This window comes from Methanocaldococcus sp. FS406-22 (assembly GCF_000025525.1).
Taxonomy (GTDB): Archaea; AGJL01; Methanococci; order Methanococcales; family Methanocaldococcaceae; genus Methanocaldococcus.
Map to the genome: position 1 here is coordinate 412,868 of NC_013887.1, position 26,163 is coordinate 439,030.

Below are 26,163 nucleotides of genomic sequence, written 5' to 3' on the forward strand. Positions count from 1 at the left end.
TTAATATTAAATATAAATCTTTCGGTAGTTTATCAAAAATAATATTAAAAATAGAATGAGGTTCATAAAATAATGTAAAATTAGAAAAAATTATTTAGCTAGAATTTCTACAATATGTTTAATTTCAGGAATTTCAACACTTAACTCCTCTCCTTTTAACCCACATCTCATAATCTCCTTATTGTTTGGGATAACTGCAATAACTTTATCCTTATTGATATTTTCAAGGATTAAGTCCTTTGTCTCATCATCTACCTTATTAACTATGAAATAAACTTTCTTGCCCAATTTCTCTCCAATCTCCTCAATCTTCTTAGACAATCTTATTGATTCATAAGTTGGGTCTACAATTGCTATGATGACATCACAACCCCCTTCAACACCCCTACCAAAATGCTCTATCCCGGCCTCTGTATCGACAATAACAACCTCTTTATCATTTAGCTTTAAAGATTTCAAAAATTCTCTTAGCAAAGCACCCATTGGGCATGCACAACCTTCTCCAAAATCATGGATTTTTCCGATTGCTAAGAGTTTGATGTTGTCTTTCTCTACCAAATACTCTTTTGGTAAAGAAGCTATAGATATCTCTCCCTCAAATAATTCAACTTCTTTGCCCTCCATTTTTTCTCTCAACTTCTTCATAAACTCCTTTCTTCCACCAAGATACTCTATAAAGTCCTTTGGTAAATCCATGCCTAACAACTTATGCAAACTTAAGTTTGACTCATCTCCATCGATAACTAAAACGTTATATCCCTTTTTAGCAAACTCTTTAGCAAGTAACGTTGTTACTGAGCTTTTTCCACAACCTCCCTTCCCACAGATAGAGATTTTCATAACAAATCCTCCTTAAAAATTTTATAAAAAAATAGTTATTCCTTTCCATATAAATCTTTCTCTAATAGATGCAAGAACGCACACGGGTCTGAGACGATTCCAACAGCTTGATGAGTTCCTCTATCCTGTAGTCTTGTTACAACATAGGGGTTCATGTCTATACATACAGTTTTAACTCTTGCTGGCAGAATGTTCCCAGTTGCTATACCATGTAGCATAGTAGCTAAAATTATGCACATATCTGCATTTTTAGCATGTTTCCTCATCTCATCTTGGGCAACCATAACATCAGTTATTGTATCTGGTAAAGGTCCATCATCCCTTAAAGAACCTCCAATAACATAAGGAACATTGTTTTTTACACATTCATATAAAACCCCTTTCTTTAAAATTCCTTTTTTAACAGCCTCTTTTATCCCTCCAGCTTTCCACATCTCATTTATTGCTACAAGGTGGCTTTTATATCCTCCTTTAACAATGTTGCAAGTATCGTCCATACCTAATGTTGTGCCAAATAACGCATACTCAATATCCATTGTTGCAAATCCATTTCCGCAGAAGAGGGCATCTACATAACCATCTCTAACAAATTTTTCTAATATTTTATGAGCCCTTGTATGTGCTATAGCTGTTCCAACAACCCAAACAATTTTACCATTATTTTTCTTTATTCTCTTAATTTCCTCTGCTATCATTTTTGAGTAGTAATCTAATGGCTTCTCCGGAGATACCTCACTCTGCATAAATCCAAAGATATCTTTTTCTCTACTCCTCTCTAATGGCACTACTCTAATCCCTTTATAACCAACAACAACCTCATCCCCTTCCTTAATCAAACCCATTCTCTTACATACTGGAACTTTCTCTCCATTTCTATTTTCAATAACTATAACACAGTCCATCTCTATATCCTCAACCTCTTTCCAAACACCATCTATCTTTACATAGGTTGGAAGGTTTGTTGTTCCATAGAAATCGTCTGGCAAAACTTTATCTCTTGGAGCTTTTTTTGTTTCAACATCATCAGTAGATACAACAGCTCCTAATTGTTGAATCTCTCTCAAAATGTTATCTAAATGCTCTCCGTCTTTACCTTTAACCAAGATTCTTGCATAACTCTTATCTTCATTTGTTTTACCAACTTCAAGCTTCTCTATCTCAAAATCTCCCCCCATTGATATTATTTTATCTAAAACTTTTGATAAAATGTTTGAATCTATTATATGTCCCTCCAATTCAACAACTTCAAAATTCATGCTATCCCTCCAATTAAAATCTTAAAAATAATTTAAAATAAAAATAGCACAAAAACAAAAAAACTAAAAATGAGATTATGCTGCTGGAATGATTAAATCTCTTTCTCCAGCTGGCTCAAACTCTCTTAATGCTCCTTTAGCTATGCATTTTCTCGGCCATTTGAAGTCAAATATTAAGTTGTCATCAGCAAACGCAACCTTAATTATTGGGTTTAGGCAGAACGCATCTCCCCTTGCTGCATGAGGAGCTTGAGCTATTCCAGCATACTCTGGCTGATGCCCAACGTTCATTGCATAGTTTGGATAGTTAGGCCCTCTGCACTCATGCAGCAATCCTTCATCACTTCTGATTGATAGTGAGTTAGCTGCTCCACACTGGTCTTGCAAGTCATAACCATAGAATCCTAACCTGCTGTGATACTCTTTATGTAAGATCTGGCTTAGATACCACCCATTAATTCCAGCGTTTGAGTTTCCTGTTGCAAATGCTACAGAACATCCAGCTGCAGCAGCTGTAACCCCTGCTCTTTGTGATCCACCAAAGTGGTCTTCTAATAAAGCTGGGTATTCATCATACTGCTCTAAACCATAGAGAGTTACTTCAGTTGCTATATCCTTAACAACATCCATACTTGGTTTAACTCCACATAAGCCATATTTCTTCTCAACATAGTCCAATCCATAGTAGACGAAGTCATCTAAGATGTCATCTGTGTAAGTTGCTGATGCGTATTGAGTGAACCCAACCCCTCCAGACATGTAACTACCTAACCAAACTTGATCGTAGAATGTTGCTGCAGCCCCTATAACCTCCAATGTTACCTGAGCTGGGTCATCACTAACTCTTGATGTTTGTATAATGTCAGCGAATATTCCAAATGGAACTCCTCCTGGCTCATTTGGCCCTCTTGCTCTTCTTGCCGGTAGTATCATACCCATCTGTATGACATCAGCGTGCTTTGCAGCGTAGGAGAAATCTGCTATAGCAGCCTCTCCAGCACATAATTTGTAAGCGGTGATGAAACTCATTCCAATCTGCATTGCACTCCATCTTGAAACAGTTCCTCCATCACAGCATCTAACAACAATTGTTGGAACTCTACTTACCTGATAAGTTCTATTTCCAATATATTTCTTAATTTGCTCTGCCTGCTCTTCTGGGAATTCCTTGTTTATGTCTATTAAGAATCTCTTATCAATTTCATCAGCTAACTCATCGTTTCCAGTGAATATCTTAGCATAACAGTCCCAAACTAAACCTGGATGGACTTCAACCATGTGCTCTTGGACAACTGCTCCTCCTGGGAGAGCATGGTTAATTGTTTCCATGTATTCGTTGATTGTCTCTGGAGTAACCTCTACCCCTAATCTCTTCTCTAAAACAGCATGAGCTGTATCCATTCCTACTATAACAGTCCTCTTAATATCATCAACCAATTGCTGTATTGCTGCATTGTTACAGAAGTGTAAGTCATCCCCTTCAACAAACACATCTGTTCCTGATATCTTATAGGTCATTAACTTCCTCTGCCCTAATGGAACCCCAATATCTGGATTGTAGAATGGTATTCCTCCTCTTTTCTCAATTAATTTTTGAGCAAATTCAACAAACTCCCTCTTTCTTGCAGACTGTCTCCATCCACCAAAGATGTAGAACTTAGTGTATTTTTCTTTTGGGTCTTCTTCAAACTTCTCCTTTAATGCCTTTAGGAAGAGCTTTTTTTCAACTTCCATTATTCTTCACCTAATCTCTTTTTCAAATCTTTTTTAAACACTTCTAAACCAAATCCTCCTTTTGTCCTTGCCTCATGAATTATTTGCACAACCTCTAAAGCTTCCTCATCCTCCCTCATTCCAATGTTATCTTTTCTGTAAATTGTTGTTATTTTTGCCAAATAATCATGTGGTAATGGCTCTCCAACATCTACTGGCTCGTCTAATGGCCTTCCAACCTGGTCTTTAACATACAAAACATGCCCTGTTTTTTCATCGTAGATGTATCTCTGCAAACCATCGAACATTAAACCGTTTTCATCCAATCTTAATGAATGCCCGTGAACAGTTGCCCCTCTAATACCACAAGTTGCCGGGTCAAAGAACTCTGTATCAATTAAGAAGTTTTTGGAGATTTTTTCTAAGTCAAGTTCTCTCATCTCAATAACTTGCCTTCCAGATAGTGTTCCAGTGTCAATTCCTCTAAATCTCCACATGTATGTTCTTGCTCTGTCATAAGGCTGAGCTGGGGCATTATACATTGAATCAGCAAACTGGATGTATCTAACTCTAACTCCCTCCTTAGCTCCTTGAATTGGCTCAACAATATCTTTAATTGGGTCTTCCTCAAAGTCCATCTCTTCCAATGGTGGGTGGACTGTTTTATAGCTCTCTCCTGGGTTTCTATGCCCCAATATCTTAACTATCTCATCATCTGGGATATCCCTCAACTTTTTTAACTCAACATTAGGGTTCATGTGCTTTCTTCTATTCTCAGCAATTAAGGTATTTCCAGGATAAAATTGTGGTTTGTATGCCATGCAATCACCGTTAGATAACTTTTTCTTTCTCTTTAACCTCTACAGCACCTTCAGCAACATACTTTAACGGCTCTCTTAGGTGGTCGATAGCACTATAGACAGTTCCAACCAGTGCTGAAGTCCTCTCAACTGAAAACATTTGAGTTCCAGCATCTAAACACATCGCAGCTGCAGCACATGGGATAGCAAATCCTTTTGAGTGTCTTGTAACAACGTGGTTTCCATGGAATGTTCCTGGCCCTCCTCCTCCGTAGATTGAGTGACTGAAGAATGAGAAACCAACTGCTGTTCCCTCTGCCCTTCCGAAATCAACACTTGGCAAACCAGTTTCATACTCCAAGATATCGTTGTAGTAGAGGACAGTTGAAGCAACCCCTTGAGCTGCCCTTGCTGCCCCAACATTAACAATAACTGCAGCAACTAAACCAGATGCGGCATAGGCATTCCATAAAGCCCAATCAACTGGTTCATAAACTGTAAAGCCGGAAGGTAATGTTTTCACTGGTCTTATGACTCCATCCTCTAAAGCTCTTTCAACAACTGAAGCAACTACAGTTCCAACTGTTCCATCCTTTCCATTCTTTTTAACAAGTTCAAATGTTAGATTGTTGGCGTTTAACCCCTGGAATGCTAATCCTAACAAGTGCAATCTCTCAAATGCTCCTAACGCATCTCCAGTTTCAAACATCGCTGTCTGCTCTAATATTGATGCTAAAGCAACAGCATTCAATGTCTTTTTCCTTGTAACTGCTACAATGTGGTTTGCCATAATATTTCTTAAACCATAACCTAACCCTTCTAACAAAACTGGTGGCCCTAACAAAGTAGCGATATTAGCTCCATGGAAATCAACTGTTTGTGGATATCTTCCCATAACTGCCGTTTTTACTACGGGAGCATCGAACATATCAACCTCAAAGGTATCGACGATTGCTTGAACAGTTGCTCCTCCTCCAATTAATGCTGATACTGTATAATCAGCAGCAACTCTCAACCTCTTTGATGGCAGTTGTAAAAGCAATTGCTTACCTCCGTTGATTAACTTAACAACTGTGTCATCATCTTCTTCAATTTGAACCATTTTTTTAATCTTTTCGGCAATGATTTCAGCGTTTTCAACTATTGGCAAATCCAGTTCTCTCCCTGGACAGAAACATGCCTTTCCTCCAACTGCTCCAGTCCTTAAAGCGTTTTCTATCCCAGCTAAGTTTATAGCAACACTCCTCTTAATGTCATTAACTATTCTCTCAATTGTTGGGTTTTTTAGCGGGCTTATCGCTTCTAAAGGTACATTTTCCTCCAACAACTTTCCTCTTTCGTCATACAAATCTATCTTATCTTCATAATGTAACATTACCAACACCAACCTTTTTGTTAATGTATTACTACAACTATAGAAAATGATAGTAATAGGTATATAAAATTTTCTATTTTCTCTTAAAAATTACCAAAAAATATGAGAATAATAATATTAGAATAATAAAATTAAAAAAAAATCTTTAAAATCTTTAAAAAAATTTTAAATTCCTCACAGAGGTGAGCCCAATATGCAATAGAACTTACGCAATTGAGCCTATATAAGGAAAATTTGATGCCTTTAGGCATCATCAATGCAATAAAATTATATATCTGCGTAAGTTCTATTGTGGGAGTGATTCCTATGGCATACTCCATATAACAAAATTCATCATATATAATATTTTCGGTTTAATTTTTAATATAAAGTTTTATCTTAAATTGGAATATTCATAACAACAATATTTAAATATTTCAATTAATTTTTAATAGCAATGTTTTTATAAAACATTTTTATTAATACTATTTCAAAAATAAATATTACGAGTGATATCATGGAACGGATTTCATTAACCATCGAGAAAAATCTATTAAAGGAAGTTGATGAAATTATAGATAAGGAAAGGATATCCCGTTCAGAATTTATAAGAAGAGCTTTAGAATATTATGTAAAAAAGTATGATTGGCTGAGTAGAATCGAGTCAAAGGTTGGTGAGATAACTGTCATATATAACTCAAAGGCGGTTAATGATATTGTCGAGTTGGAAAGCCAATATAGAGATATTGTAATAACATCACTTGAAATTCCATTTGAAAGGAAAATTATTAGAATGATTGCAATTAAAGGACAGAGGGATAGAATAATAGAATTTACGAATAAATTAAAGGGTATCAGTAATGTTGAATTGGCTCAACTAACTACAATCAGCATTGAGTGAAATCATGCACAAACTCGAAAAAATAAGGGAGGAGTTGAATTCTTATTTCTTAGAGAGGAGGGAGGAGATTGATATTGCTTTAACATCAATCTTAGCTAATGAGCATACTGTATTTTTGGGCAATCCGGGAGTTGCCAAATCACAATTAATTAGGGCTATAGCATCCCATATAAACGCTAATTACTTCGAAAAGCTTATTACAAGATTTACTACAGAGGATGAGTTATTCGGCCCTTTAAGCATTAAAGAGTTAAAGGATAATGATAGGTTTGTTAGGAAAACCTCTGGATACTTGCCAACAGCTGAAATTGCCTTCTTAGATGAGGTTTTTAAGGCAAATAGTTCAATATTAAATGCCTTATTATCAATAATCAATGAAAGGATTTATCATAATGGGGATAGGATTGAAAAAGTGCCTTTAATCAGCCTATTTGGTGCTTCAAACGAACTACCAGAAGAAAATGAGTTATTAGCATTCTATGACAGATTCCTATTCAGAAAAGTCGTTAAAGGAATAAGAAGTTGTGAGAATTTGATAAAATTAATCAAATTGGAGGATGAGTATAAACCAAAAACAACAATAACTGTAAAGGAACTTAAAAAAATGCAAGAAGAAGCTAATGAAGTTGATATAGAGAATATTATTGGATATCTGGTTGATATAAAAAAGAGGTTATCTCAAAATCACATCTATATATCAGATAGGAGATTTAAAAAGTCAGTTAAAGCAATTAAGTGCTTTGCCTATCTGAATGGCAGAAAAGAGGCTGAGATTGAAGATTTAGAGATATTGAGGCATATATTCTGGGATGATGTAGATGATATATTGATTGTTTCGAAGGTAATATTCGATATAACCAACAAATATGCTGAACAGGTTTTAGATAAGGTAGAAATCATTAAAAATCTCAAAAATGAACTTAAATACATAGACATTAAGAAAATTGGAGAGTGTAAGAAAGATTATAACAAGTTAATTGAAATTCTCTGTAAGATGGCATATATAAGATTGGAGCTAAAGAAGATTAGGAATGAGGCATTAATAAACAAAAGAAAAACTGACTTTATTGATGAGGTAATTAAAGAGACAGATGAATTTAATAATTATGTTGAAGGGATTTTAAATGAATTGTGAAGAGTATAGAAAGAAATTAAAGTTAAATTACGGAAATAGGGAGAAATTAAAAGTTTTGAAGGAGTTATATCAAATGGAAGTTGATGAGATAACTAAGTTAAATATATTGGATGATGTTTTTGAGTTATTGACATCAACAAAGGAAAGAGGGTTTGAGGATATAATATCTACACACTATACATCTGACTCAAAGAATAAAGCCATTATATACTATTGCATAAAAATTATAGAAAAGGTTGGTGTTAAATATCCAAATTTAGTTTATATTTATATTCCCTATTTGATAAAACTCTTAGACAGTGAGTTTGAGTGCATTAGATTTGCAAGTGCTGAAGCTTTAGCAAATATTCCTTCAAAACTAACAATCTATGCCTATCCAAAACTTATAAGGAGATTGGATAATGAGGTTTATGCCAAAGTGTTGGTTAAGTTAATTATGAAATCAGACAATAAAGAGGCAATTTTATTAAAACTCTTTGAAAACTTCAATGAATATTCCCTTTGTGTAATAAAAGAGCTTTATAAATACGATAAAAAATTAGTTTATGAATTCATCCCATTAATTTTAAGAGATTTTGGAGATAGGGGCTTAATTATGATGCGAGAGATAAAGGCTGATTTATAAAGGCATTTTCTTCAATTCTAAATTGTTGGGCATAGCTAACCAACTTAGGGATGGATTTCATTAAATTCTCTACTATACTTACTGATATAAACTCTGGGATGTTATTATAATCTTTTTCAGTATTTATCTCTCCTTCAATGTTTGCTTCAAAGGAAAATTCACCATAGGCTTTGATATTGCATACGAAGTTGAATTTTTTTGTATCTAATTTTTTATACTCTATGTTCCAATCAACATTTAACTCTACCGTCTTATTCTTAGGTATTTTTATTGGGGGCTTTATAGATATACTTAAGAGACTAACTTCCATACTCTCACCGTGTAATACTTTTATACAAAATAGTATATATATTTTATGATTTATTTTGAATTCAGTATTATGGTGAAAGAATGATTAAGTATGATAAGTATGATAAGATGGTTTGGGAGAGATGTAAGGATAAAATTGCCTTCTATTTAAGTGAAAGAGAGACAGAGATGGTATTTTACCTCTTCTTTAAATATGAAATTGAGATTTTGGAAGAAAACGATTTAATTAAAAAGATTATTAGAGACAGGAGATTTAAAAACATAAAATCAATAACTACCTTAGATGAAAACTATTCATTAATAGCCACTGAATTTTTTTGTGAGAAGCTTAAGGAGTTAAAGGAAAAGAGCAGAGAAGAAGATATAAGTGAATTGTTGGATGAGCTTGAAAGCTACATGGAAAATATAACATCATCTTTTGGTTCTTATGGTTCTGGTGAGGGATATAAAAGCTACACAGACCCAAAGAGAAAGTTAGAGCTGACTGAAAAGCTATTAAAAAACAGTAAACTTAAAGAATTTATGAAAGTTTTAGGAAAGTTTAAAAGAATGGCTATAAAGAAGTATAGAACAAAGATTAAACACTTCTCTGGAGAGAAATATTCGATAAACTTAGGAAATAATCTGGTGAATTTGCTATCATCAGAGTACAAAAACTTTGCTGAAGAGATACTTTTTGTTGATTTATTGAGGAGATACAATGAAAATAAGCTTTTAAACTATAAGATATTGGAAAATGATGAGAACTGTGGAGATTTTGTTGTTTGTTTAGATTTAAGTGGTTCAATGAGAGGGAATAAAGAGGTTTGGGCTAAGGCAATAGCTCTCTGCCTAATGGATATCTCTTTAAAAAGAAATAAGAGATACATAGCAATATTATTTGATGATGGAGTTAGAGATATAAGAGTTTATGAGAAAAAGGTATCTTTTGATGAGATTTTGGAATTTGCCTCTATATTTTATGGTGGAGGAACAAACTTTGAAAAACCTTTGAGAGAGGCATTAAAGTTTAATGGAGATATTGTTTTTATAACAGATGGGGAGTGTGAAATTCCAATTGAATTTTTAGAGAAGATTAAAGAGGAAAAACAGAGAAGAAAAATAAAGATTTACTCTATCTGCATAAATACAAAACCAACACTTAGCTTAAAACAAATATCTGATATGGCAGTGACAATTTATGAGCTGACATCTAAAACAGCAGAAAAGATTTTTGATATATTAATTTAGTCCCTACTCGTAGCTTTTAACCTATTTTCATTTAACAATAAATCTAAGGCATCGTTTATATCCTTAACAACTATATCAGAGCTTAATATTGTTTTGCTCCAGGCTCCTTCATCTCCAATAACGCAGATGCCTAAATCAGCATTTTTTAATAATAGCTCATCATTATTTCCATTCCCTATAGCAATAATTTTTTTATCTGGGTTTAGTTTTTTTAACTCTTCTAAAATTTTTAACTTGGCTATCTTCTCACTGCCATATTTTTCTCTATCTACCTTCATACCTTTAACGTTTAAGTTTTTGGCAATATCGTTTAAAGTTCCAAAGGTATCTGCAGATAAGATATAAATCTCTGCCTTTTCCTTTAAAATAGCTAATCTCTCTTTAACTCCCTCTTTTATCTTCCCATCAGCTGCTATTGTTCCATTTAAATCTAAGAGAATAATCATAGTATCAGCCCAGCTTGTTTTTATTTGGATTAAAAAAAGAGATATAAAAATGTAGCTAATAGAATTTTTAATAGCTTAAGGGTTTTTATAAGCTCCTTCTCTTCTACTTACCTTTCTGATAACTACTGTCTTATCATCCCATAAAACGACATACTGAACCCTAAATTTTCCAATTCTAACTCTATAGACGTCATCACTACCTTTTAATCTTTTAATATCAAATTTTTCTTTAGGAATTGGATTTGTTTTTAGTGTTTCTATTAATTCCTTAAATTTTTCTAAATTTGATTTTGGTAAATCTTTTAAATCTTTTAATACTCTCTTGTGTATTTCAACGTTAAATTTCATAACAATCCCAATTCTTTCAAAGCCTCTTCTGCTGACACAGTCTCTTTTTTATCTAAAGATTTTTTAACATCTTCTATAATTTCCTCATAATCTTCCTCAAACTCCTCTTCTGGAATAGTTAATGCCTTCAATTTTAGTAACTTTATCTCCAATCTTTCAATCCTTTCAGAAAGGTCGTCTCTTAGTTTTTTTAGTTCATTTAGTTCAGTTTCCAATTGTGCTATTTCTTTATTTATGTTAAGCATAACACTTCACCAAAAATATCTTTTTTAGTAATAATATAAAAATTTATCTTTAATCCCTTGTTATCATCGTCCCAATGCCCTCCTCTGTAAATATCTCCAACAGTAAAGCATGAGGAATCTTCCCATTTATTATATGAACGCTTTTAACTCCATGCTCCAATGCATATAAAGCACTCTCTGCCTTTGGAATCATTCCTCCTTTTATTCTGCCGTCCTCTATCATCTCCTTTAATTCAGAGGCAGTTAATTTTCTATGCAATGTTTCTGGATTGTTTATATCATCCATAATTCCATCAACATCTGTTATTAAAATAAGCTTCTCTGCCTTTAAAGCTCCAGCTATGTCTCCAGCAACGGTATCGGCATTTAAGTTATAAGCCTCTCCCTTCTCATCCAAACCAATTGGTGAAACAACTGGGATATAGCCGTTATTTATCAAAATCTCCAATAATTCAGTATTAACCTCCACTGTCTCTCCAACTCTACCTAAATCAACTTCTATTTCCTCTCCTTTTTCAGTTTTTATCTTTTTTAATTTTTTCTTGGCTAAGATTATTCTTCCAGATTTTCCAGATAATCCAACCGCCTTTCCTCCAAACTTTGATAACTTAGAGACGATATCCCCATTAATTTTTCCAGCTAAAACCATTTCAACAATATCTAAGGTTTCTTCATCAGTAACTCTTAACCCATGGACAAATTCTGGCTTTTTGCCCATCTTTTCCATTGCTTTATTAATCTCTGGCCCTCCACCATGGACAACAACTGGGTTTATACCAACATATTTTAATAAAACAACATCTTGGGCAGTCCAATTCTTTGCCTTCTCGTCAATCATCGCATGCCCACCATACTTTATAACAAAAATCTTCCCATAAAATTTCTGTATAAATGGAAGAGCCTCCATTAAAATCTCTGCCTTCTCAATCATCTCTATCATACTCATCCCTATAAACTTTTTAAGTTTAAGAGTGGATAAAAGAATTATTTAAAATTTATCAAACAATAACTTTAAATAATAGAAGTCGTAAGTAAGGTAATTAATAAAAATTAAGATTTTAGATAAAACGAGATTTTTGGTGATTGGTGAGATAAGATGCCGAATTATCATGTGACTTTACAGGCAGCATATATTGTGAGAAATGTAGATGATGTAGAAGATGCTATAAGCGTCACTATATCCCAAATAGGGAAGATGTTGAATAAAGAAGGATTAAACTATGTAGATATAGACATTGGGCTAACTATCTGTCCAAAATGTGGAGAGTTAGTGGATTGCGTATTGGTTGTAGCAAGAACAGCTTTGGTTGGTGTTTTGCTGTCTATGAAGGTATTCAATGCTGAAAGCCCAGAGCATGCTATAAGAATAGCTAAAGCAACAATTGGAAAGGTTTTAAAAAATATCCCATTAGAGCCAGTTGATGTTGTAGAGTTAGAAAAGTAAATTAAATTATAATAAATCAAAAAATACTAAAAATTTGTTTTATTATTTTATCCTTTTTTAAATCCCAATCCAAAACCGATAAGAAAGGAAGTTCCAAAAGATAACGAATGGACGAGTCCAACAATCTTATCTCCAAAAACTAATAAGGAATTTTCAAGATTTCCAAGCAATGCTGAAAATGCCTCTTTATTTATTGTAATTACCCCTATTTTAGCCAAGTATAGGAGGGATAATATATAAATCCCTATTAAGAATGCCACTATCTTTATTGCCTTTTTTGCAGCCCATCCAACGACAAATCCAATAACAAATCCACTACCAATATCTGGAAGAAACTGTGAGAAATCCAAAATAATCACCCTACCTTATCTTAGCTTAAATTTCTTTAGTCTTTAGTATATAAAAGTTTCTAAGTGATAAATATGAAGACATATATAGGAAAGATACATCTAAAGTGGTGCAAAAATTGTAATATCCCATTATTGGGAAGAGTTTGTGAAGTTTGTGGTTCAAAAGCTGTTGATGTAAAGCTAACTCCACCTGGAGACCCAAGATTAGGGTTTAAGTATGACATAGATTTTATGAACGACATCTTAGAGGAAGAGTTTGGAGCTAAAAATGTTTTAAATGGGAAAATTATATTGCTAAATAAAATTCCGGGCAATGAGGAGGCTTATGAAGTTATAGTTGATGGAGAGGTTAAATATTTGTTATATTTTGATGAAGATAGAGAGAGATGGAAAATTAAGCTAAAGTTAAATGGGGCAAGGGATTTGATAGAAAAAGGAGCTTATAAAAAAATAATTAAAATAAAGGATGATGTTGTAGAGGTTTTAAAAAATAAAAAAGGTTCTATCTTAAGACCTGGAATTATAGAATTTACAGATGATATTGAGGAGAGAGATGATGTTATAATCGTTGATGAGAGTGGAAGAGTTGTAGGGGTTGGTTTGGCTGTTGTAAGCTCCAAAGATATAAAAAATATGGAGAAAGGAAAAGTCGTTAAGGTTAGATTCTTTATTAAGGACGATAAAGATGATTATAAAGCTGGAAAAGTTTATGATAGCTTAGAAGAGGCATTTGAGTTAATGGTTAAGGCTAATAAAGGAGTTATAGATGCATTTGAGAGAAATGCCATTGGATTCATAAAAAATACCTATGAAAAGTTAAAAAAGCCAGTCATGGTTGCATTCTCTGGAGGGAAGGACAGCTTAGCCACTCTAATTTTAACATTAAAAGCCTTAGGCAAGGATATAGATGTCGTATTCATAGATACTGGATTAGAATTTGAAGAGACATTAAAAAACGTTGAAGAGGTTGAGAAACACTATGGCATTAAGATAATAAGGCTGAAAGGAGAGGATTTCTGGGAGAAGGTTAAAGAGTATGGCATTCCAGCGAGAGATTATAGATGGTGTTCTGAAGTCTGCAAGTTAGAGCCATTGAAAAAATTTATAGAGGAACGTTATGAGAATGATGTCTTATCCTTTGTAGGGATTAGAAAGTATGAAAGTTTTAGCAGAGCAACTAAAAAAAGAATTCATAGAAACACTTACATTAGAAAGCAGATAAATGCCCTCCCTATATTTCACTGGAGCTCTCTTCATGTTTGGATATATTTATTGAGAGAGAAAGCTCCATATAACAAACTGTATGAGAAAGGATTTGATAGGATTGGATGTTTTATGTGCCCAGCAATGGAGATGGGAGAGATTTATAAGATAAAGAAAGAATTTCCAGAATTATGGGAAAAATGGGAGAATATTTTGAGGGAATATGCAAAAAAACACAATTTAGGAGAGGAATGGATAAAGAAAGGATTGTGGAGATGGAAGTATAAGGTTTAAACATCTTTCCCTCCATATAAGGAAATAACCATAAAATATTTCCCTACAAAGAAGGAAAGTTTAAAAGGGAGAGTATGAAGATTGGTGTTGTTATTCATGGTCCGGAGATTATAGATAGTGGTTATGCATTGAAGATTATAAACTTATTAAAAAGATTTGGAGAGGTTAAAGCTAAATTAGGAGGTACTATGGGAAGAGTAGCAGTTATAGACAACAATCTGCAAGATATTATAGATATATCTGAAAAGTTAATGCCCTCCCAATCATTAAAAAAATTGGCTGATAATGATGTTTTAATTCTAATGAACTATGGAAAGTCAAAGATTACTGGGCATACGTTTGGAAAGATTGTTGTTGAGAGAGCTAATTTAAACAAGCCAATAATTCAGATTGAGAGACCTGGAGAGGAGGATGGCACTATAATCATTTGGAATGATGATAATTCAGAAGTTGTTAAAGATATAGCAAACTATCTATCAAAAGAATTAAACTTAAAGATTGAGAGGTGTGTTAGCAATGGCTTAGAGGTTTGGGAAGAGAATGGAAGAGTTTTTAGAAAGGTTCATGGTGTTGATGTTGGTGAGGCAATTTTGGTTAATGGTATTGTTGTAGGAAGAGCTAAAAGCAGAGAGGTTATCTTAGTTGCTGAAAATGGAAAATTGATTGATATTATTGGTGGAGAGTTGAAAGAAGGAGGAGTTAAAAAATTAAAAAATGTTGATTTAAAAAAAGCTGTAATAAAAACTGGAGTTTTAAGAAGGCATCCAACAAATCCAAAAATTGAAAGTAGGGAGATTGATAAAGGCTATACCGTTATTGTAAATCATGCTGGAGAGGATGTTATTGAAATGATTAAAAATAAGGAAGTTGTAGCAGTTATAACAATTGGGGATGATACAACAACTATCTGTGGAGATATATTGGCAAGGTTTGGAATAAGGGTTATAGGCATTACGGATGGAGATAGGGACGATATATTAAAAAATCCAGTTATATTGAAGGGTTCAGTAGTTTTTTTAATTAAAAATATGCGCGATGATGATGCTGGAGAAATCTTAAAGAAAAATTTAAATCTTAATAAAAAATACGGCTATCAAGAGATTTTAGATGAAATTAAGAAAATATTTAATGATAACAACATTTGTTATGAAGAATTTGTTTATTGAGCTATTGGTGTTTTTTCAAAATACTTTAGAATATCTTAAGGCACTGATGAACGACTTCTTTTAAGAAGGCGTTCAAATATTCCTTATTAATTTTAATAACTCTTTGAAAAACACTATTTATCCTAAAATTCCTGAAGTTTTTAGTGAGATTATTAAATTCACAATGGTTAATGCCATCATAACATAGAGTAACATCTTGATTGAATTTATAGAGTTGATTATAGATTCCTGATTTTTTGATAAAGACTTAATGCTGTTACTTAAATTTTCAATCTTTTTGCTATGATGTCTTAAAGTGTCTTCCATAAGATTATATCTATTACTTATCTTGAGTGAAGACTCCTCCAATGAATGTTTTATGTCTCTCATTTCATTTTTAACAGCTATTATTGCGTTGTGTGTATTTTCAACAGATTTTTTCATATTTTCTGCAAAATCTAAATATTCCTTCAATTTTTTCTCTAATTCGTCTAATTCTGAAACAGATAAGTTTATTCTCTCATTTGTTATTCTTAACCCATAATGTATTTCAGTAATATAGTTGTTAATTTCAGAAATTAAGTTATTGAGTTTTGTTATAATCTCATCCAACACAACTTCTGTTTCTAAAACACTTGAAGAGCTTTTATCTAATTCTTCTATTAATTTATTCAGCCAGTCTGTCTGTTTGTCGTTCATCTCTATCACCTAAAACGCCCCCTCCCCAAATTCCCTATTACATAAACTTTTTCAATGTTTATTTAAAAAATCATCAATTTGTAGAAGGAGATTTTCTAATTTATCCTTTAATATTTTGGTTTTATCAATTAACTCGTCTAATTTTTTTCTATTATTCTCTAACATGTCGTATGCTATTTTAAATTCCTCTATAGCCTGAGTTGATGACGCTATATTTATAATCTTAAGTTTGTCTGTTATTTCTTTTAATGTAGGGATTGATGATGCACAATTCTCAATTTCATTTTTTAAGTTGTTAGATGTGTTTTCAATATTTTCAATAACCTTGATTAGATTTTCTAAAGGTTTAACAAATTTTTTAATAATTTCATTATTGGAAAATTTGCCACTTTCCCGGTTTTTTATAATTAATTGAAAGTTTTTTTCAATAATTTCTAATGTTTTATCGATGTTATCTAACATTTCCGCTAATTGTAATAATATATTGGAGATATTTTCATTCTCTTTTTTGAATTCTCTGGCACTCCTTAGTAGTGATTTTATAGAGTTATCCAATTTTATAAGAAGTTCATCATTTTTATTCTCCATTTGGAACACCTAAAATTTATTTTTCCATTAAATAATTCTATATGATGTTTATATATAGGATTTTCGCAGTTTATATATTAAATTTGGAATTTAGGGTACAAAGATTAATATACAATAAAATTTTATTCCTGCGAAAGTCCCATAATATTAGCAACCTTTCTGATTTTTGAGAAGGGAATAACTCCCTCTCTAATTGGTATTATTTTATCATCCTCTATTTTAATAATTGTAGAAGGCTTTGAATACTTACATTTGCCTATATCAACTACGTAATCAACGTTTTTTAATATTTCTTCATCTATCTCATTCACAGATGTGGGGCTTTCTTTTCCGGAAATATTTGCTGATGTGGTTGTTAATGGCACTATAGAAAGCTCCCTAATAATTGGCTCGTCTGGGATCCTTATGCCAACATAATCTTTAGCTACAATATCCGGAATAACCGGCTTTTTCTTTAAAATTATTGTTAAAGCTCCTGGTAAAAATTTATCAATAATTTTTTTAGCTAAGTCATTTACATAGGCATATTTTTCAATCTCACTCTTATCTTTAACACATATTGATAAAGGCTTGCTAAAATCTCTTCTTTTTATTTCATAAACTTTTTTTACAGCTTTCTCATCTAAAGCGTTTGCTGAAATACCGTATAATGTATCAGTCCCACAGATAATGATTTTCCCATTTAATATCTCTTCTTTTAAAAAATCCAAAACCTTTTTTCTCTCATTTTCATCAAGTTCATAGATTTTTATTATCTTGTCTTTTAATTCCATTGGACATCCCTTTAACTGTCGTAAAGTATTATAGCCCCATATCTACAAGCCTTTAAACACTCTCCACACTTCGTACAGTTCTCTTCATTTTTAACAACTACTCTATTATTTTCTATAGCAAAAACATTATTTTTGCAAGTTCTATAGCAAGATAGGCAATTTTTGCATTTGTTATAGTCAATTTCAATGATTTTGTTTGATTTTTCTCTAATATCTTTTTTGCCTTTAAATATGCTTAAAATTTTAGACAGCATGTTATCACCAAAATTAGCCGATAACGGCATGTTTTAAAGCATCTTTACAAATACACTTCCTCTCTCCAAAGTCATAGTTTATAAAGTTTTCAACAACCTTTAAAATTTTATCTTCCATCTCTTTTATCTTTTCAAGGACTTCATCAACAGTTAAGATATGTTTTGATATTCCACAGGCGTAGTTTGTTATGTTGCATAAAGATACATAACACATTTCCAATTCCCTTGCCAAAACAACCTCTGGATAGCCTGTCATTCCTACAACATCCCCCCAGTTTTTGTATATGGCTATTTCCCTTTTTGTTTCAAACCTCGGCCCTTCAGTGCAGACATAAACCCCCTCTCCATAGGCAAAGTTGTTTTTGTCCAATATGGATTTTAGAATCTCCCTCAACTCTGGACAGTAAGGCTCTGTCATGTCAATATGAACAACCTTCCCTTCATCATAAAATGTTTCTTCCCTCTTCTTTGTAAATTCTATGAAATCATTTGGAATGAAAAACATTCCAGGCTTTAAATGTTCCTTTAATGAACCAACTGAATTTATAGCCAAAATTCTCTCAACACCTAACTTTTTTAATGCATAGATATTGGCTCTATAGTTTATTTTATGTGGTGGAATATTATGCTTAACTCCATGCCTAAATAATAAAACTACCTCATTTTCCTTATCAATTATAACCTTTGCCTTTCCATATTTTGTATCAACAATCTCTTCTTTATCTCCTTTTAATATTTCGGCTATTCCAGTCCCTCCTATTATGCCAATCATGTTATCACCAAAATTAATTAATGTAGAGGTTTTGGTTTTTTAATTCTTACAATTTTTGATAATTTCATTGGTAGAACTTTAACAGTTTATTATTAATAAGCATTTGGATGCTACTTTCCTTAAAAAATTTTATTGTACTGATGATTCTTAATTAAGTTTAATAAGTTTGAAAACACTAAATTTAAAATAAAAAACCTCATTAGTCAACAATAAAAAATAAAACTCCTTTGTATCTATCTCTCTAAAAAATAAAGAATAATAAAAAATTAAGTTTATAGATATTTTAATCCCATATGAAACTCCTGCTAAAAAAGATGTGAAGCTATAATTATAACGCTTTTTCATCTTCTTCTTTTGTTCTTACTCTTACGACTCTTTCTACTGGTATGACGAAGATTTTTCCGTCTCCTGGGTTTCCTGTTCTTGCATTCTCACAGATAATGTCAATAACATTATCAACATCCTCCTCTCTAACAACCAACTCAATCTTAACTTTTGGAATTAAATCAACAATATACTCTCTTCCCCTATACCTCTCAACTATTCCTCCCTGAACTCCCCTACCCTTAACTTCACTAACAGTCATTCCAACATACCCAGCATCAGAAAGAGCTTTTTTAACAATCTCCAATTTCTCAGGCCTTATGATTGCCTCAACCTTTCTCATTTTTCCACCCCATTTCAAATTTTTTGATTAAATACTTAAATTTAATTTTTGACATTAATTATTTTTATTTTTATCTAAAAGGAACAAAGAAACCTAATTCCTAAAAAATGAGAAAGAAATTTCCTTCCTTAGTAAGTTATATATTTAAGCTTTTCCATTAGGGGAATTAGGAAGATGGGTAGTAGGTAGGACAATTCCTATAAAATTTGTGAGGTGAAAAATATGGAAGGCGTTGATGTGTTCTTTTTCATGTGGGCGGCATCGTTGATATTTTTCATGAAGGCAGGGTTTATTGCGTTAGAGATTGGACAGTTTAGAGCTAAAAATGTCTCTTATCATTGTGTTTTGAAATTGTTGGATTTGGCTGCAGTGTTTATTGCCTATTTGTTTATTGGTTATGGAATTTCTTATGGTTTGGAAAATATAGTTCCTTTACTAACAGGAACTTTTAATGCTTATTTAGGAGCTTGGTGGATGAAGATGGTTATGTTTGCTGCTGCAGCAGTGACAATTATAACAGGAGGAGTTGCTGAAAGAATAAAGATTTTACCTTACTTTATAGGAGCTTTAATTGTTGGAGGTATTTTATATCCAATTGTTGAACATCTGGTTTGGGGCGGAGGTTTTGCTGATTTATTAGGGATAACTTTCCACGACTATGCTGGAAGTGGAGCTGTTCATTTGTTTGGTGGTTTAGTTGGTTTAATGGCAGCATATGTCTTAGGTCCGAGAATCGATAAATATATAAATGGAAAGCCACAGGCAATTCCAGGGCATAATATTCCAATAGCTGTTTTAGGAGCTTTTATTTTGGCATTTGGATGGTATGGATTTAACATTGGAAGTGCTTCTGGCATATCTAACGGTGTTGAGTTGGCAAGTGTAGCCATCGCAACAACAATGGCTTTAGCTGGGGGTATTATAGGAGGGGCTTTAAGTTCAAGAAACGACCCTCTTTACACAGCTAACGGTATGTGTGCTGGTTTAGTTGCTGTTTGTAGTGGAGTTGATTTATTCACACCAATTGGGGCGTTTATAGTTGGTTTGTTAGCAGGAATTCAGCAGCCATTTACATATAAGTTTATTGAAGAGAAGTTAAAGATTGACGATGTCTGTGCTATAGGACCAGTTCATGCTATGAGTGGTTTGATTGGAGTTATATGTGCAGGAATTCCATTTTTATTGAAAAGTGATGCCGTTTCTAAAGTATCCCTTATGGGTCAAATAATTGGAGCTATTGTTATTGCTCTAATTGCAATAGTTGGAGGACTAATTATTTATAAAGGATTAGATTTAACAATTGGATTAAGAGTTAGTGAGGAGGCTGAAAAAACTGGTTTAGATACTGCAATATTACAAACAACTGCATACTCAGAAGAATAAACTTAATAATTTTTTATTATACATATTAACTTTTTAACTTTTTTTAATCGTCAATTATTTTCCTCGATAAAATATTTATATGATTTTTAGATTTTAGATATTCAGCCAAAAAAACATATTTTATATTGTGATAACATGGAGCTTATGGTGGCTATTGGTTATCTTGGACTAGCTTTAATCCTTGGTTCTTTAGTAGCAAAAATTGCTGAAAAGTTAAAAATTCCAGATATTCCTTTACTTCTGTTGTTAGGTTTAATTATAGGGCCTTTTTTGCAGATTATACCGTCAGAATCTGCAATGAAGATTTTTGAGTATGCTGGACCGATTGGTTTAATCTTCATCTTATTGGGAGGAGCATTTACAATGAGGATTTCTTTATTGAGAAGGGTTATTAAAACAGTCATAAGGTTAGATACAATAACATTCTTAATTACATTACTTGTTTCAGGTCTTGTTTTTAATATGGTTTTAAGTCTCCCTTATAACTCTCTCCAGTTGGTTATTTGTTTGGGGCGATAACGTCAGCAACAGACCCTGCCACATTAATCCCAGTATTCTCAAGAGTTAAAACTAACCCAGAGGTTGCTATAACGTTAGAGGCTGAGAGTATTTTTAACGACCCTTTAGGAATAGTATCTACAAGTGTTGTTTTGGGTTTGATTGGGTTATCTTCATCAACAAATCCAGTAATTGATTTAATTACACTTGCTGGTGGAGCTATAATAGTTGGTTTATTATTGGCTAAGGTTTATGAAAAGATAATTATACACTCTGAATTTCACGAGTATGTTGCTCCATTAGTTCTTGGAGGAGCTATGCTTCTTTTATATGTTGGAGACGATTTATTACCAAGTATTTGTGGCTATGGATTTAGTGGCTACATGGCTATCGCAATAATGGCATTATACTTAGGTGATAAGTTATTTAAAATGGCAGAAAAACATGAAAACTATGAATACGTTGTTAGATTCTGCGATGATTTATCCCTACTTGCGAGAATATTCATATTCGTATTCTTAGGAGCATGCATAAAACTGAGCATGTTAGAGAACTATTGGATACCCGGTTTATTAGTTGCTCTCGGTTCAATATTCTTAGCAAGACCACTTGGTGTTTTTATCGGGTTAATAGGTTCAAAACACTCACTTAAAGAAAAATTATATTTTGCCTTAGAGGGACCGAGAGGGGTTGTTCCAGCTGCTTTAGCAGTTACTGTAGGAATAGAGATTCTGAAAAATGCCAATAAAATTCCAATGTCGATAACAAAGTATATAGCTCCAGTAGATATTGCAGGAACTATAATAATCGGAACATTTATGACTATACTACTAAGCGTTATATTAGAAGCATCATGGGCAGGAATATTAGCCCTGAAATTATTAGGAGAGTATAAGAGAAAGCATGAAGAAGAGGTTCATCACTAATAGTGTTTTTCAAAAGTTATTAAAATTAATAAGGAATATTTGGATGCCTTCCTTTGGAAGGCATTCATCAGTGCCTTAGTTATTCCAAAGTATTTGAAAAACACTATAAAACTTTATTTATTTTTTGTGTGGTGAAATCGATGATTATTGAGGGAGAGATAGTTTCAGGACTTGGAGAGGGAAGATATTTTTTATCCCTTCCTCCTTACAAAGAAGCTTTTAAAAAGATTTTGGGTTTTGAACCCTTTGAAGGAACATTGAATTTGAAGTTAGATAAAGAATTTGACATATCTAAATTTGAATATATTGAAACAGAGGATTTTGAATTCAATGGGAGACGATTTTTTGGAGTTAAGGTTTTGCCAATAGAGATATTAATAAATAATAAGAAAATAGATGGAGCAATAGTTGTGCCGAAAAAAACATATCATAGTGGTAATATTATAGAGATAATTGCTCCAATAAAACTTAGGGAGCAGTTTAATTTAAAGGATGGAGACACTATAAAAATACTAATTAAGGGAGATAAGAATGAATAGTGTAGAAAAAGCTATAGAAGCATTAAGAAGAGGAGAAATAATTTTAGTTTATGACTCAGATGAGAGAGAGGGAGAAACAGATATGGTTGTTGCATCCCAATTTATAACTCCGGAGCATATAAGAAGAATGAGAAAGGATGCTGGAGGGTTAATTTGCACAGCCATTCATCCAGACATCTGCAATAAATTAGGCATTCCATTCATGGTTGATATTTTGGAATTTGCCTCTCAAAAATTTAAAGTTCTTAAGGAACTCTACCCTAACGACATTCCTTACGATGAGAAATCATCATTTTCAATTACAATAAACCATAGAAAGACATTTACTGGAATTACAGATAATGACAGGGCATTTACAATAAAAAAATTGGCTGAGTTAGTTAGAGAGGAGAGGTTTAATGACTTTGGAAAGGAGTTTAGAAGTCCAGGGCATGTGACGTTATTGAGGGCAGCGGAAGGTTTAGTTAAAAATAGGCAGGGACACACTGAGATGACTGTAGCTTTGGCAGAGATGGCTGGTTTGATACCAATAACAACCATCTGCGAGATGATGGGCGATGATGGAAATGCAATGAGCAAAACTGAAACAAAAAGATATGCTGAAAGGCATAACTTAGTTTATTTAAGTGGGGAAGAGATAATTAACTATTATTTGGAAAAATACCTAAGGGAGTAGTTTTTTATTTTTTTGCTGATTTTCATTTTTAGATTTGAATTTTTAGTGAGGGATGTAAATGGACAGGCATGTTATGGAGGCATTAGGAAAGGCAAGGGTTGTAGTTGAAAATGGCAGGGTTGTTGAGATTACAGAGCCAAAAATAAAGTATTGCCCATTATTTGCTAAACATAGAGGGATAAAGGAGATAACAAAGGAAAGCATAAAGGAGAATATAGAGTTTAGGATAAAGGATTTTGGATTATTTACAAAGAATAGGGTTGTTGAAGAAAGCAGATATATAGTCCCTTTTGGAGCTTCAGAGATTTTAATGAGTGCTTTAAAAAGAAAGATTATTGATGCTGCCGTTATAGTAGCTGACTGTGCTGGGACTGTTATTACTGCAAATCCAAACTTAGTTCAAGGTCTCTGCGGGAGGATTTCTGGTATTATAGAGACGTCTCCAATTTTAGAAGTAATAAAAAGGATTGAAAAAGCTGGAGGAATTGTTTTAGATAAAGATACTGCTAAAATAAACCAGTTTGAAGGAGTTAAAAAAGCCATAGAGTTGGGTTATAAGAAGATAGCAGTTACAGTAACAAATCTTGAAGACGCTAAAAGATGCAAATCGTTAGAAAATGATAATATAAAAATATTAACTTTTGGCGTTCATACAACTGGAATTGAAGAAAATGATGAGATAGCAGATTACTTTGATTTGATAACTGCCTGTGCTTCAAAATTTTTAAGAGAAGGATTGAAAGGAAGGATAAAGGCACAGATTGGAAAAACTATCCCAATATTTGCCTTATCTGATTTTGGAAAAGAGGTTTTGTTGGAGAGAGCTAAAGAGTTAGATAACATACTGATAACTATTGAAGATTTGCCAGCATTAAATGATAATCAGCCAAAACCACTGATTTAGAATAGGACTTCACAGAAACTATACATTTTTAATCTTTAAAACTATTATTTTTAACAAATAATTGTTATAATATAAAAAACAATAATTGACATATATTAGCGTTTTTAATAACATATTTATATTAAAAGTTAGGATTAAGTTTAATGGTGAAAACATGATTATCTTTGGATTATTTGGAAAAACAGGATGTGGAAAGACAGAAATATTAAATGAGCTAAAAAAACACCATCCTGTTATAGATATTGAAGAAATTGCGAGAACGAGAGGGAGTATTTTGGGAGATTTGTATCACTTAAGCATGAGAAGCCAGGAGGAGTTTGATTATCTAATAAATAAAGAGATTGAAAAAGCTAAACAAATTGGTTATGCAGTTGTTGAGTATGAAGGAAGAAAGATTGGTGGAGAGAAAAAGCTAAAAATTCCTGAATTATTAGCTGATATCAAAAATTACACCTATAAAATCTTAATTGACTGCCCTTATGAATGCCAAATAAACAGGTTAGTCTCTATCTACAAACCAAAGAATGAGAGGGAAAAAGAAATTTTGATAAACAAATTTTTAATATTAAAGAAGAGCTTTAAAAAGCCAGAGATGATTGAAGCCGTGGAAAAAATCATCGAACTTATAAAACAAGACAAATACTATGAAGCAGCAAAATTAATTGAAGAAAAACTTTATAGAGAGCATTATATGAGAAATGTGAAAAAGATAGAGCCTGATTTAGTTGTTTATAATGAAGATGTTAAAAAATCAGCTAAGATAATAGACGAATTTATTAAAGAAAAGCTTAAAGAGCATAATTTAATTTAAGAGGGAAAACATGGACGAGGAGATTTTATCTCGGCTAATAACTTTTACAGAGGATGTTGTTTTATGCATTGTTTTGAATGACGGAAGGAAGATGATAACAAACGGTAAAAAAATACTAGCTGGGAAAATTGAGGGAGATTTGGCTTCTTTCATATTAACTGCCTCTAAAGAATTTTTAAAAGACAAAAAAATTGGCGTAAAAAAATTTAAAGATTACGATATATACTTTGAAAGAATATCAATAGATAAGTTTTTAAAGTCTATTGGAGGGGAGTTCGTTAAAAATGCAATAACTGTTAATGAGTTATTAGAGTTAATAGAAAAAGAGGATGTTATTATAGTAGATACAAGAAGTCCAAGAGAATTTAAGGAGGAAACAATCCCTGGAGCTATAAATATTCCATTATTTTTAGATGAGGAACATGCATTAATTGGAAAAACTTATAAACAAGAAGGGAGAGAAAAAGCTATAGAAATAGCTACAGATATCGTTGAGAAAAGCTTAAAGAGAATCTTAAATGAAGCAAAAAAGCTTGATAGGGATAAGCTAATTGTTGTCTTCTGTGCAAGAGGAGGAATGAGAAGCCAAACAATGGCTTTAATTTTACAGCTATTAGGTTTTAAGGTTAAGAGATTAATAGGCGGATTTAAAGCATTTAAGCATGCAATAAACAAATAATTTTTTATAAAAGCTTTAAATGTCCAGTAATCTTATCTATCTTTTCATCTCTTTCTGGCCCTATAGCAACAGCTGTCAAAGTCCCTGGCTCTAATTGTGTATGTCCAGCATCCCTAATTATTGAGCATGGCAATCCCTCACTTCTTGCCTTGTTGTAAATATCTATCAACTCTTGCTCAGAATTTACTTTAACCACCACTTTCTTCTGCCCTTCTCTTAACCACTCTTCAACTACCTTTGGATTTTTCTTCTTTGCCTCTAAAAATGCTTCTATTACTGCATGCCCTCCTTGAGCTACCATCTTTCCCTTTCCCATACCTAAATCGTTCCTTATGACTATAACCATCTTCATAATC

General features: G+C 32.7%; 31 protein-coding genes and 1 pseudogene. 14 read left to right on the top strand and 18 right to left on the bottom strand.

Features of this window, described 5'->3' with window-relative positions; genetic code table 11:
• Positions 1-90: 90 nt before the first annotated feature.
• The 5 genes from MFS40622_RS02090 to mcrB form a co-directional block, all read right to left on the bottom strand.
• A complete protein-coding gene (locus MFS40622_RS02090; protein ID WP_012980027.1) occupies positions 91-840 on the bottom strand; it encodes a P-loop NTPase in 750 nt (249 codons plus the stop codon).
• Between the two features lie 35 nt (positions 841-875).
• On the bottom strand, positions 876-2,096 hold the full coding sequence (locus MFS40622_RS02095) for a TIGR00300 family protein (RefSeq protein WP_012980028.1): 1,221 nt from the start codon (positions 2,094-2,096) through the stop codon (positions 876-878).
• A gap of 75 nt (positions 2,097-2,171) precedes the next feature.
• Positions 2,172-3,830, bottom strand: coding sequence for a coenzyme-B sulfoethylthiotransferase subunit alpha (mcrA, locus tag MFS40622_RS02100; protein ID WP_012980029.1), 1,659 nt, complete (start codon positions 3,828-3,830; stop codon positions 2,172-2,174).
• Positions 3,830-4,630 carry a coenzyme-B sulfoethylthiotransferase subunit gamma gene (gene mcrG, locus MFS40622_RS02105; protein WP_012980030.1) on the bottom strand — a complete coding sequence of 267 codons (801 nt, stop codon included), beginning with the start codon at positions 4,628-4,630 and terminating at the stop codon, positions 3,830-3,832. The genes mcrA and mcrG overlap by 1 nt, the downstream gene beginning before the upstream one ends.
• A 10-nt stretch (positions 4,631-4,640) precedes the next feature.
• Positions 4,641-5,984, bottom strand: coding sequence for a coenzyme-B sulfoethylthiotransferase subunit beta (mcrB, locus tag MFS40622_RS02110; RefSeq protein WP_012980031.1), 1,344 nt, complete (start codon positions 5,982-5,984; stop codon positions 4,641-4,643).
• A 496-nt stretch (positions 5,985-6,480) separates the two neighbouring features.
• Between mcrB and MFS40622_RS02115 the strand changes: the two genes are divergently transcribed.
• Genes MFS40622_RS02115 through MFS40622_RS02125 form a run of 3 tightly spaced genes read left to right on the top strand, consistent with a single transcriptional unit; the run spans position 6,481 to position 8,624 of the window.
• Positions 6,481-6,864, top strand: a complete 384-nt coding sequence (locus tag MFS40622_RS02115; protein WP_012980032.1) for a CopG family ribbon-helix-helix protein — start codon at positions 6,481-6,483, stop codon at positions 6,862-6,864.
• A gap of 4 nt (positions 6,865-6,868) precedes the next feature.
• On the top strand, positions 6,869-7,999 hold the full coding sequence (locus MFS40622_RS02120; RefSeq protein WP_012980033.1) for an AAA family ATPase: 1,131 nt from the start codon (positions 6,869-6,871) through the stop codon (positions 7,997-7,999).
• The gene (locus MFS40622_RS02125; protein WP_012980034.1) at positions 7,989-8,624 is read left to right on the top strand and encodes a HEAT repeat domain-containing protein; all 636 of its coding nucleotides are present in this window, start codon (positions 7,989-7,991) and stop codon (positions 8,622-8,624) included. The genes MFS40622_RS02120 and MFS40622_RS02125 overlap by 11 nt, the downstream gene beginning before the upstream one ends.
• Here the strand turns inward: MFS40622_RS02125 and MFS40622_RS02130 are convergent.
• The gene (locus tag MFS40622_RS02130; protein WP_012980035.1) at positions 8,593-8,934 is read right to left on the bottom strand and encodes a hypothetical protein; all 342 of its coding nucleotides are present in this window, start codon (positions 8,932-8,934) and stop codon (positions 8,593-8,595) included. The two genes, MFS40622_RS02125 and MFS40622_RS02130, sit on opposite strands and share 32 nt — an antisense overlap.
• An 80-nt stretch (positions 8,935-9,014) precedes the next feature.
• Between MFS40622_RS02130 and MFS40622_RS02135 the strand changes: the two genes are divergently transcribed.
• Complete coding sequence (locus tag MFS40622_RS02135; RefSeq protein WP_012980036.1) at positions 9,015-10,163, top strand: hypothetical protein; 1,149 nt, start codon at positions 9,015-9,017, stop codon at positions 10,161-10,163.
• Here MFS40622_RS02135 and MFS40622_RS02140 read toward each other — a convergent pair.
• The 4 genes from MFS40622_RS02140 to argB all read right to left on the bottom strand — a co-directional run bounded on the left by MFS40622_RS02140 (position 10,160) and on the right by argB (position 12,142).
• A complete protein-coding gene (locus MFS40622_RS02140) occupies positions 10,160-10,609 on the bottom strand; it encodes an HAD family hydrolase (RefSeq protein WP_012980037.1) in 450 nt (149 codons plus the stop codon). The genes MFS40622_RS02135 and MFS40622_RS02140 overlap by 4 nt on opposite strands.
• Before the next feature lie 75 nt (positions 10,610-10,684).
• Positions 10,685-10,957: a type II toxin-antitoxin system RelE/ParE family toxin gene (locus MFS40622_RS02145; protein WP_012980038.1), complete on the bottom strand. Its 273-nt coding sequence runs from the start codon at positions 10,955-10,957 to the stop codon at positions 10,685-10,687.
• Complete coding sequence (locus MFS40622_RS02150) at positions 10,954-11,202, bottom strand: antitoxin (RefSeq protein ID WP_012980039.1); 249 nt, start codon at positions 11,200-11,202, stop codon at positions 10,954-10,956. Before MFS40622_RS02150 ends, MFS40622_RS02145 begins: the two co-directional genes overlap by 4 nt.
• A 49-nt stretch (positions 11,203-11,251) precedes the next feature.
• Positions 11,252-12,142, bottom strand: a complete 891-nt coding sequence (gene argB, locus MFS40622_RS02155) for an acetylglutamate kinase (protein WP_012980040.1) — start codon at positions 12,140-12,142, stop codon at positions 11,252-11,254.
• Between the two features lie 156 nt (positions 12,143-12,298).
• Here argB and MFS40622_RS02160 point away from each other — a divergent pair, with 156 nt between their 5' ends.
• Entirely contained in the window at positions 12,299-12,646 is a 348-nt protein-coding gene (locus MFS40622_RS02160) for a DUF555 domain-containing protein (RefSeq protein ID WP_010869560.1), read from the top strand.
• A 47-nt stretch (positions 12,647-12,693) separates the two neighbouring features.
• Here the strand turns inward: MFS40622_RS02160 and MFS40622_RS02165 are convergent, their stop codons facing one another.
• Positions 12,694-13,005 (bottom strand): FUN14 domain-containing protein, encoded by a 312-nt coding sequence (locus tag MFS40622_RS02165; RefSeq protein ID WP_012980041.1) that lies wholly within the window; start codon positions 13,003-13,005, stop codon positions 12,694-12,696.
• Positions 13,006-13,068: 63 nt separating this feature from the next.
• On the opposite strand from MFS40622_RS02165, the gene MFS40622_RS02170 reads away from it, so the two are divergent.
• Positions 13,069-14,493: a phosphoadenosine phosphosulfate reductase family protein gene (locus MFS40622_RS02170; RefSeq protein ID WP_012980042.1), complete on the top strand. Its 1,425-nt coding sequence runs from the start codon at positions 13,069-13,071 to the stop codon at positions 14,491-14,493.
• 74 nt (positions 14,494-14,567) lie between these two features.
• The gene (locus tag MFS40622_RS02175) at positions 14,568-15,659 is read left to right on the top strand and encodes a DUF2117 family protein (RefSeq protein ID WP_012980043.1); all 1,092 of its coding nucleotides are present in this window, start codon (positions 14,568-14,570) and stop codon (positions 15,657-15,659) included.
• Positions 15,660-15,776: 117 nt separating this feature from the next.
• Here MFS40622_RS02175 and MFS40622_RS02180 read toward each other — a convergent pair whose 3' ends face one another.
• The 6 genes from MFS40622_RS02180 to glnK1 all read right to left on the bottom strand — a co-directional run bounded on the left by MFS40622_RS02180 (position 15,777) and on the right by glnK1 (position 19,391).
• Entirely contained in the window at positions 15,777-16,337 is a 561-nt protein-coding gene (locus MFS40622_RS02180; RefSeq protein WP_012980044.1) for a hypothetical protein, read from the bottom strand.
• Positions 16,338-16,388: 51 nt separating this feature from the next.
• Positions 16,389-16,925 carry a hypothetical protein gene (locus tag MFS40622_RS02185; protein WP_012980045.1) on the bottom strand — a complete coding sequence of 179 codons (537 nt, stop codon included), beginning with the start codon at positions 16,923-16,925 and terminating at the stop codon, positions 16,389-16,391.
• Positions 16,926-17,047: 122 nt separating this feature from the next.
• Entirely contained in the window at positions 17,048-17,698 is a 651-nt protein-coding gene (locus tag MFS40622_RS02190; protein ID WP_012980046.1) for an L-threonylcarbamoyladenylate synthase, read from the bottom strand.
• A gap of 11 nt (positions 17,699-17,709) precedes the next feature.
• Positions 17,710-17,952 (bottom strand): ATP-binding protein, encoded by a 243-nt coding sequence (locus MFS40622_RS02195; protein WP_048197399.1) that lies wholly within the window; start codon positions 17,950-17,952, stop codon positions 17,710-17,712.
• 13 nt (positions 17,953-17,965) lie between these two features.
• Complete coding sequence (mtnP, locus tag MFS40622_RS02200; RefSeq protein ID WP_012980048.1) at positions 17,966-18,724, bottom strand: S-methyl-5'-thioadenosine phosphorylase; 759 nt, start codon at positions 18,722-18,724, stop codon at positions 17,966-17,968.
• A 328-nt stretch (positions 18,725-19,052) separates the two neighbouring features.
• Positions 19,053-19,391, bottom strand: a complete 339-nt coding sequence (glnK1, locus tag MFS40622_RS02205; RefSeq protein WP_012980049.1) for a P-II family nitrogen regulator GlnK1 — start codon at positions 19,389-19,391, stop codon at positions 19,053-19,055.
• 222 nt (positions 19,392-19,613) lie between these two features.
• On the opposite strand from glnK1, the gene amt reads away from it, so the two are divergent.
• From amt to MFS40622_RS02240, 7 genes and pseudogenes are all read left to right on the top strand, one after another.
• Positions 19,614-20,774: an ammonium transporter gene (gene amt / locus MFS40622_RS02210; protein ID WP_012980050.1), complete on the top strand. Its 1,161-nt coding sequence runs from the start codon at positions 19,614-19,616 to the stop codon at positions 20,772-20,774.
• Positions 20,775-20,909: 135 nt separating this feature from the next.
• Positions 20,910-22,198: pseudogene (locus MFS40622_RS02215) on the top strand (cation:proton antiporter).
• A gap of 140 nt (positions 22,199-22,338) precedes the next feature.
• On the top strand, positions 22,339-22,737 hold the full coding sequence (ribK, locus tag MFS40622_RS02220) for a CTP-dependent riboflavin kinase (protein WP_012980051.1): 399 nt from the start codon (positions 22,339-22,341) through the stop codon (positions 22,735-22,737).
• Positions 22,730-23,413, top strand: a complete 684-nt coding sequence (gene ribB, locus MFS40622_RS02225) for a 3,4-dihydroxy-2-butanone-4-phosphate synthase (RefSeq protein ID WP_012980052.1) — start codon at positions 22,730-22,732, stop codon at positions 23,411-23,413. Before ribK ends, ribB begins: the two co-directional genes overlap by 8 nt.
• Positions 23,414-23,471: 58 nt before the next feature.
• Positions 23,472-24,317, top strand: a complete 846-nt coding sequence (locus MFS40622_RS02230) for a methanogenesis marker 8 protein (protein ID WP_012980053.1) — start codon at positions 23,472-23,474, stop codon at positions 24,315-24,317.
• Positions 24,318-24,471: 154 nt separating this feature from the next.
• The gene (locus tag MFS40622_RS02235) at positions 24,472-25,128 is read left to right on the top strand and encodes a selenouridine synthase SelU-like subunit (protein WP_048197402.1); all 657 of its coding nucleotides are present in this window, start codon (positions 24,472-24,474) and stop codon (positions 25,126-25,128) included.
• Positions 25,129-25,138: 10 nt separating this feature from the next.
• The gene (locus tag MFS40622_RS02240; RefSeq protein WP_012980055.1) at positions 25,139-25,807 is read left to right on the top strand and encodes a selenouridine synthase SelU-like subunit; all 669 of its coding nucleotides are present in this window, start codon (positions 25,139-25,141) and stop codon (positions 25,805-25,807) included.
• A gap of 4 nt (positions 25,808-25,811) precedes the next feature.
• Here the strand turns inward: MFS40622_RS02240 and pth2 are convergent, their stop codons facing one another.
• Entirely contained in the window at positions 25,812-26,159 is a 348-nt protein-coding gene (gene pth2, locus MFS40622_RS02245) for an aminoacyl-tRNA hydrolase (protein ID WP_048197404.1), read from the bottom strand.
• Positions 26,160-26,163: the final 4 nt, after the last annotated feature.

What these genes read in the sequence shown, in the direction of transcription:
- MFS40622_RS02090 (WP_012980027.1), bottom strand. Translation starts at nt 840, where the DNA reads ATGAAAATCTCTATCTGTGGGAAGGGAGGTTGTGGAAAAAGCTCAGTA.
- MFS40622_RS02095 (WP_012980028.1), bottom strand. Translation starts at nt 2,096, where the DNA reads ATGAATTTTGAAGTTGTTGAATTGGAGGGACATATAATAGATTCAAAC.
- mcrA (WP_012980029.1), bottom strand. Translation starts at nt 3,830, where the DNA reads ATGGAAGTTGAAAAAAAGCTCTTCCTAAAGGCATTAAAGGAGAAGTTT.
- mcrG (WP_012980030.1), bottom strand. Translation starts at nt 4,630, where the DNA reads ATGGCATACAAACCACAATTTTATCCTGGAAATACCTTAATTGCTGAG.
- mcrB (WP_012980031.1), bottom strand. Translation starts at nt 5,984, where the DNA reads ATGTTACATTATGAAGATAAGATAGATTTGTATGACGAAAGAGGAAAG.
- MFS40622_RS02115 (WP_012980032.1), top strand. Translation starts at nt 6,481, where the DNA reads ATGGAACGGATTTCATTAACCATCGAGAAAAATCTATTAAAGGAAGTT.
- MFS40622_RS02120 (WP_012980033.1), top strand. Translation starts at nt 6,869, where the DNA reads ATGCACAAACTCGAAAAAATAAGGGAGGAGTTGAATTCTTATTTCTTA.
- MFS40622_RS02125 (WP_012980034.1), top strand. Translation starts at nt 7,989, where the DNA reads ATGAATTGTGAAGAGTATAGAAAGAAATTAAAGTTAAATTACGGAAAT.
- MFS40622_RS02130 (WP_012980035.1), bottom strand. Translation starts at nt 8,934, where the DNA reads ATGGAAGTTAGTCTCTTAAGTATATCTATAAAGCCCCCAATAAAAATA.
- MFS40622_RS02135 (WP_012980036.1), top strand. Translation starts at nt 9,015, where the DNA reads ATGATTAAGTATGATAAGTATGATAAGATGGTTTGGGAGAGATGTAAG.
- MFS40622_RS02140 (WP_012980037.1), bottom strand. Translation starts at nt 10,609, where the DNA reads ATGATTATTCTCTTAGATTTAAATGGAACAATAGCAGCTGATGGGAAG.
- MFS40622_RS02145 (WP_012980038.1), bottom strand. Translation starts at nt 10,957, where the DNA reads ATGAAATTTAACGTTGAAATACACAAGAGAGTATTAAAAGATTTAAAA.
- MFS40622_RS02150 (WP_012980039.1), bottom strand. Translation starts at nt 11,202, where the DNA reads ATGCTTAACATAAATAAAGAAATAGCACAATTGGAAACTGAACTAAAT.
- argB (WP_012980040.1), bottom strand. Translation starts at nt 12,142, where the DNA reads ATGATAGAGATGATTGAGAAGGCAGAGATTTTAATGGAGGCTCTTCCA.
- MFS40622_RS02160 (WP_010869560.1), top strand. Translation starts at nt 12,299, where the DNA reads ATGCCGAATTATCATGTGACTTTACAGGCAGCATATATTGTGAGAAAT.
- MFS40622_RS02170 (WP_012980042.1), top strand. Translation starts at nt 13,069, where the DNA reads ATGAAGACATATATAGGAAAGATACATCTAAAGTGGTGCAAAAATTGT.
- MFS40622_RS02175 (WP_012980043.1), top strand. Translation starts at nt 14,568, where the DNA reads ATGAAGATTGGTGTTGTTATTCATGGTCCGGAGATTATAGATAGTGGT.
- MFS40622_RS02180 (WP_012980044.1), bottom strand. Translation starts at nt 16,337, where the DNA reads ATGAACGACAAACAGACAGACTGGCTGAATAAATTAATAGAAGAATTA.
- MFS40622_RS02185 (WP_012980045.1), bottom strand. Translation starts at nt 16,925, where the DNA reads ATGGAGAATAAAAATGATGAACTTCTTATAAAATTGGATAACTCTATA.
- MFS40622_RS02190 (WP_012980046.1), bottom strand. Translation starts at nt 17,698, where the DNA reads ATGGAATTAAAAGACAAGATAATAAAAATCTATGAACTTGATGAAAAT.
- MFS40622_RS02195 (WP_048197399.1), bottom strand. Translation starts at nt 17,952, where the DNA reads ATGCTGTCTAAAATTTTAAGCATATTTAAAGGCAAAAAAGATATTAGA.
- mtnP (WP_012980048.1), bottom strand. Translation starts at nt 18,724, where the DNA reads ATGATTGGCATAATAGGAGGGACTGGAATAGCCGAAATATTAAAAGGA.
- glnK1 (WP_012980049.1), bottom strand. Translation starts at nt 19,391, where the DNA reads ATGAGAAAGGTTGAGGCAATCATAAGGCCTGAGAAATTGGAGATTGTT.
- amt (WP_012980050.1), top strand. Translation starts at nt 19,614, where the DNA reads ATGGAAGGCGTTGATGTGTTCTTTTTCATGTGGGCGGCATCGTTGATA.
- ribK (WP_012980051.1), top strand. Translation starts at nt 22,339, where the DNA reads ATGATTATTGAGGGAGAGATAGTTTCAGGACTTGGAGAGGGAAGATAT.
- ribB (WP_012980052.1), top strand. Translation starts at nt 22,730, where the DNA reads ATGAATAGTGTAGAAAAAGCTATAGAAGCATTAAGAAGAGGAGAAATA.
- MFS40622_RS02230 (WP_012980053.1), top strand. Translation starts at nt 23,472, where the DNA reads ATGGACAGGCATGTTATGGAGGCATTAGGAAAGGCAAGGGTTGTAGTT.
- MFS40622_RS02235 (WP_048197402.1), top strand. Translation starts at nt 24,472, where the DNA reads ATGATTATCTTTGGATTATTTGGAAAAACAGGATGTGGAAAGACAGAA.
- MFS40622_RS02240 (WP_012980055.1), top strand. Translation starts at nt 25,139, where the DNA reads ATGGACGAGGAGATTTTATCTCGGCTAATAACTTTTACAGAGGATGTT.
- pth2 (WP_048197404.1), bottom strand. Translation starts at nt 26,159, where the DNA reads ATGAAGATGGTTATAGTCATAAGGAACGATTTAGGTATGGGAAAGGGA.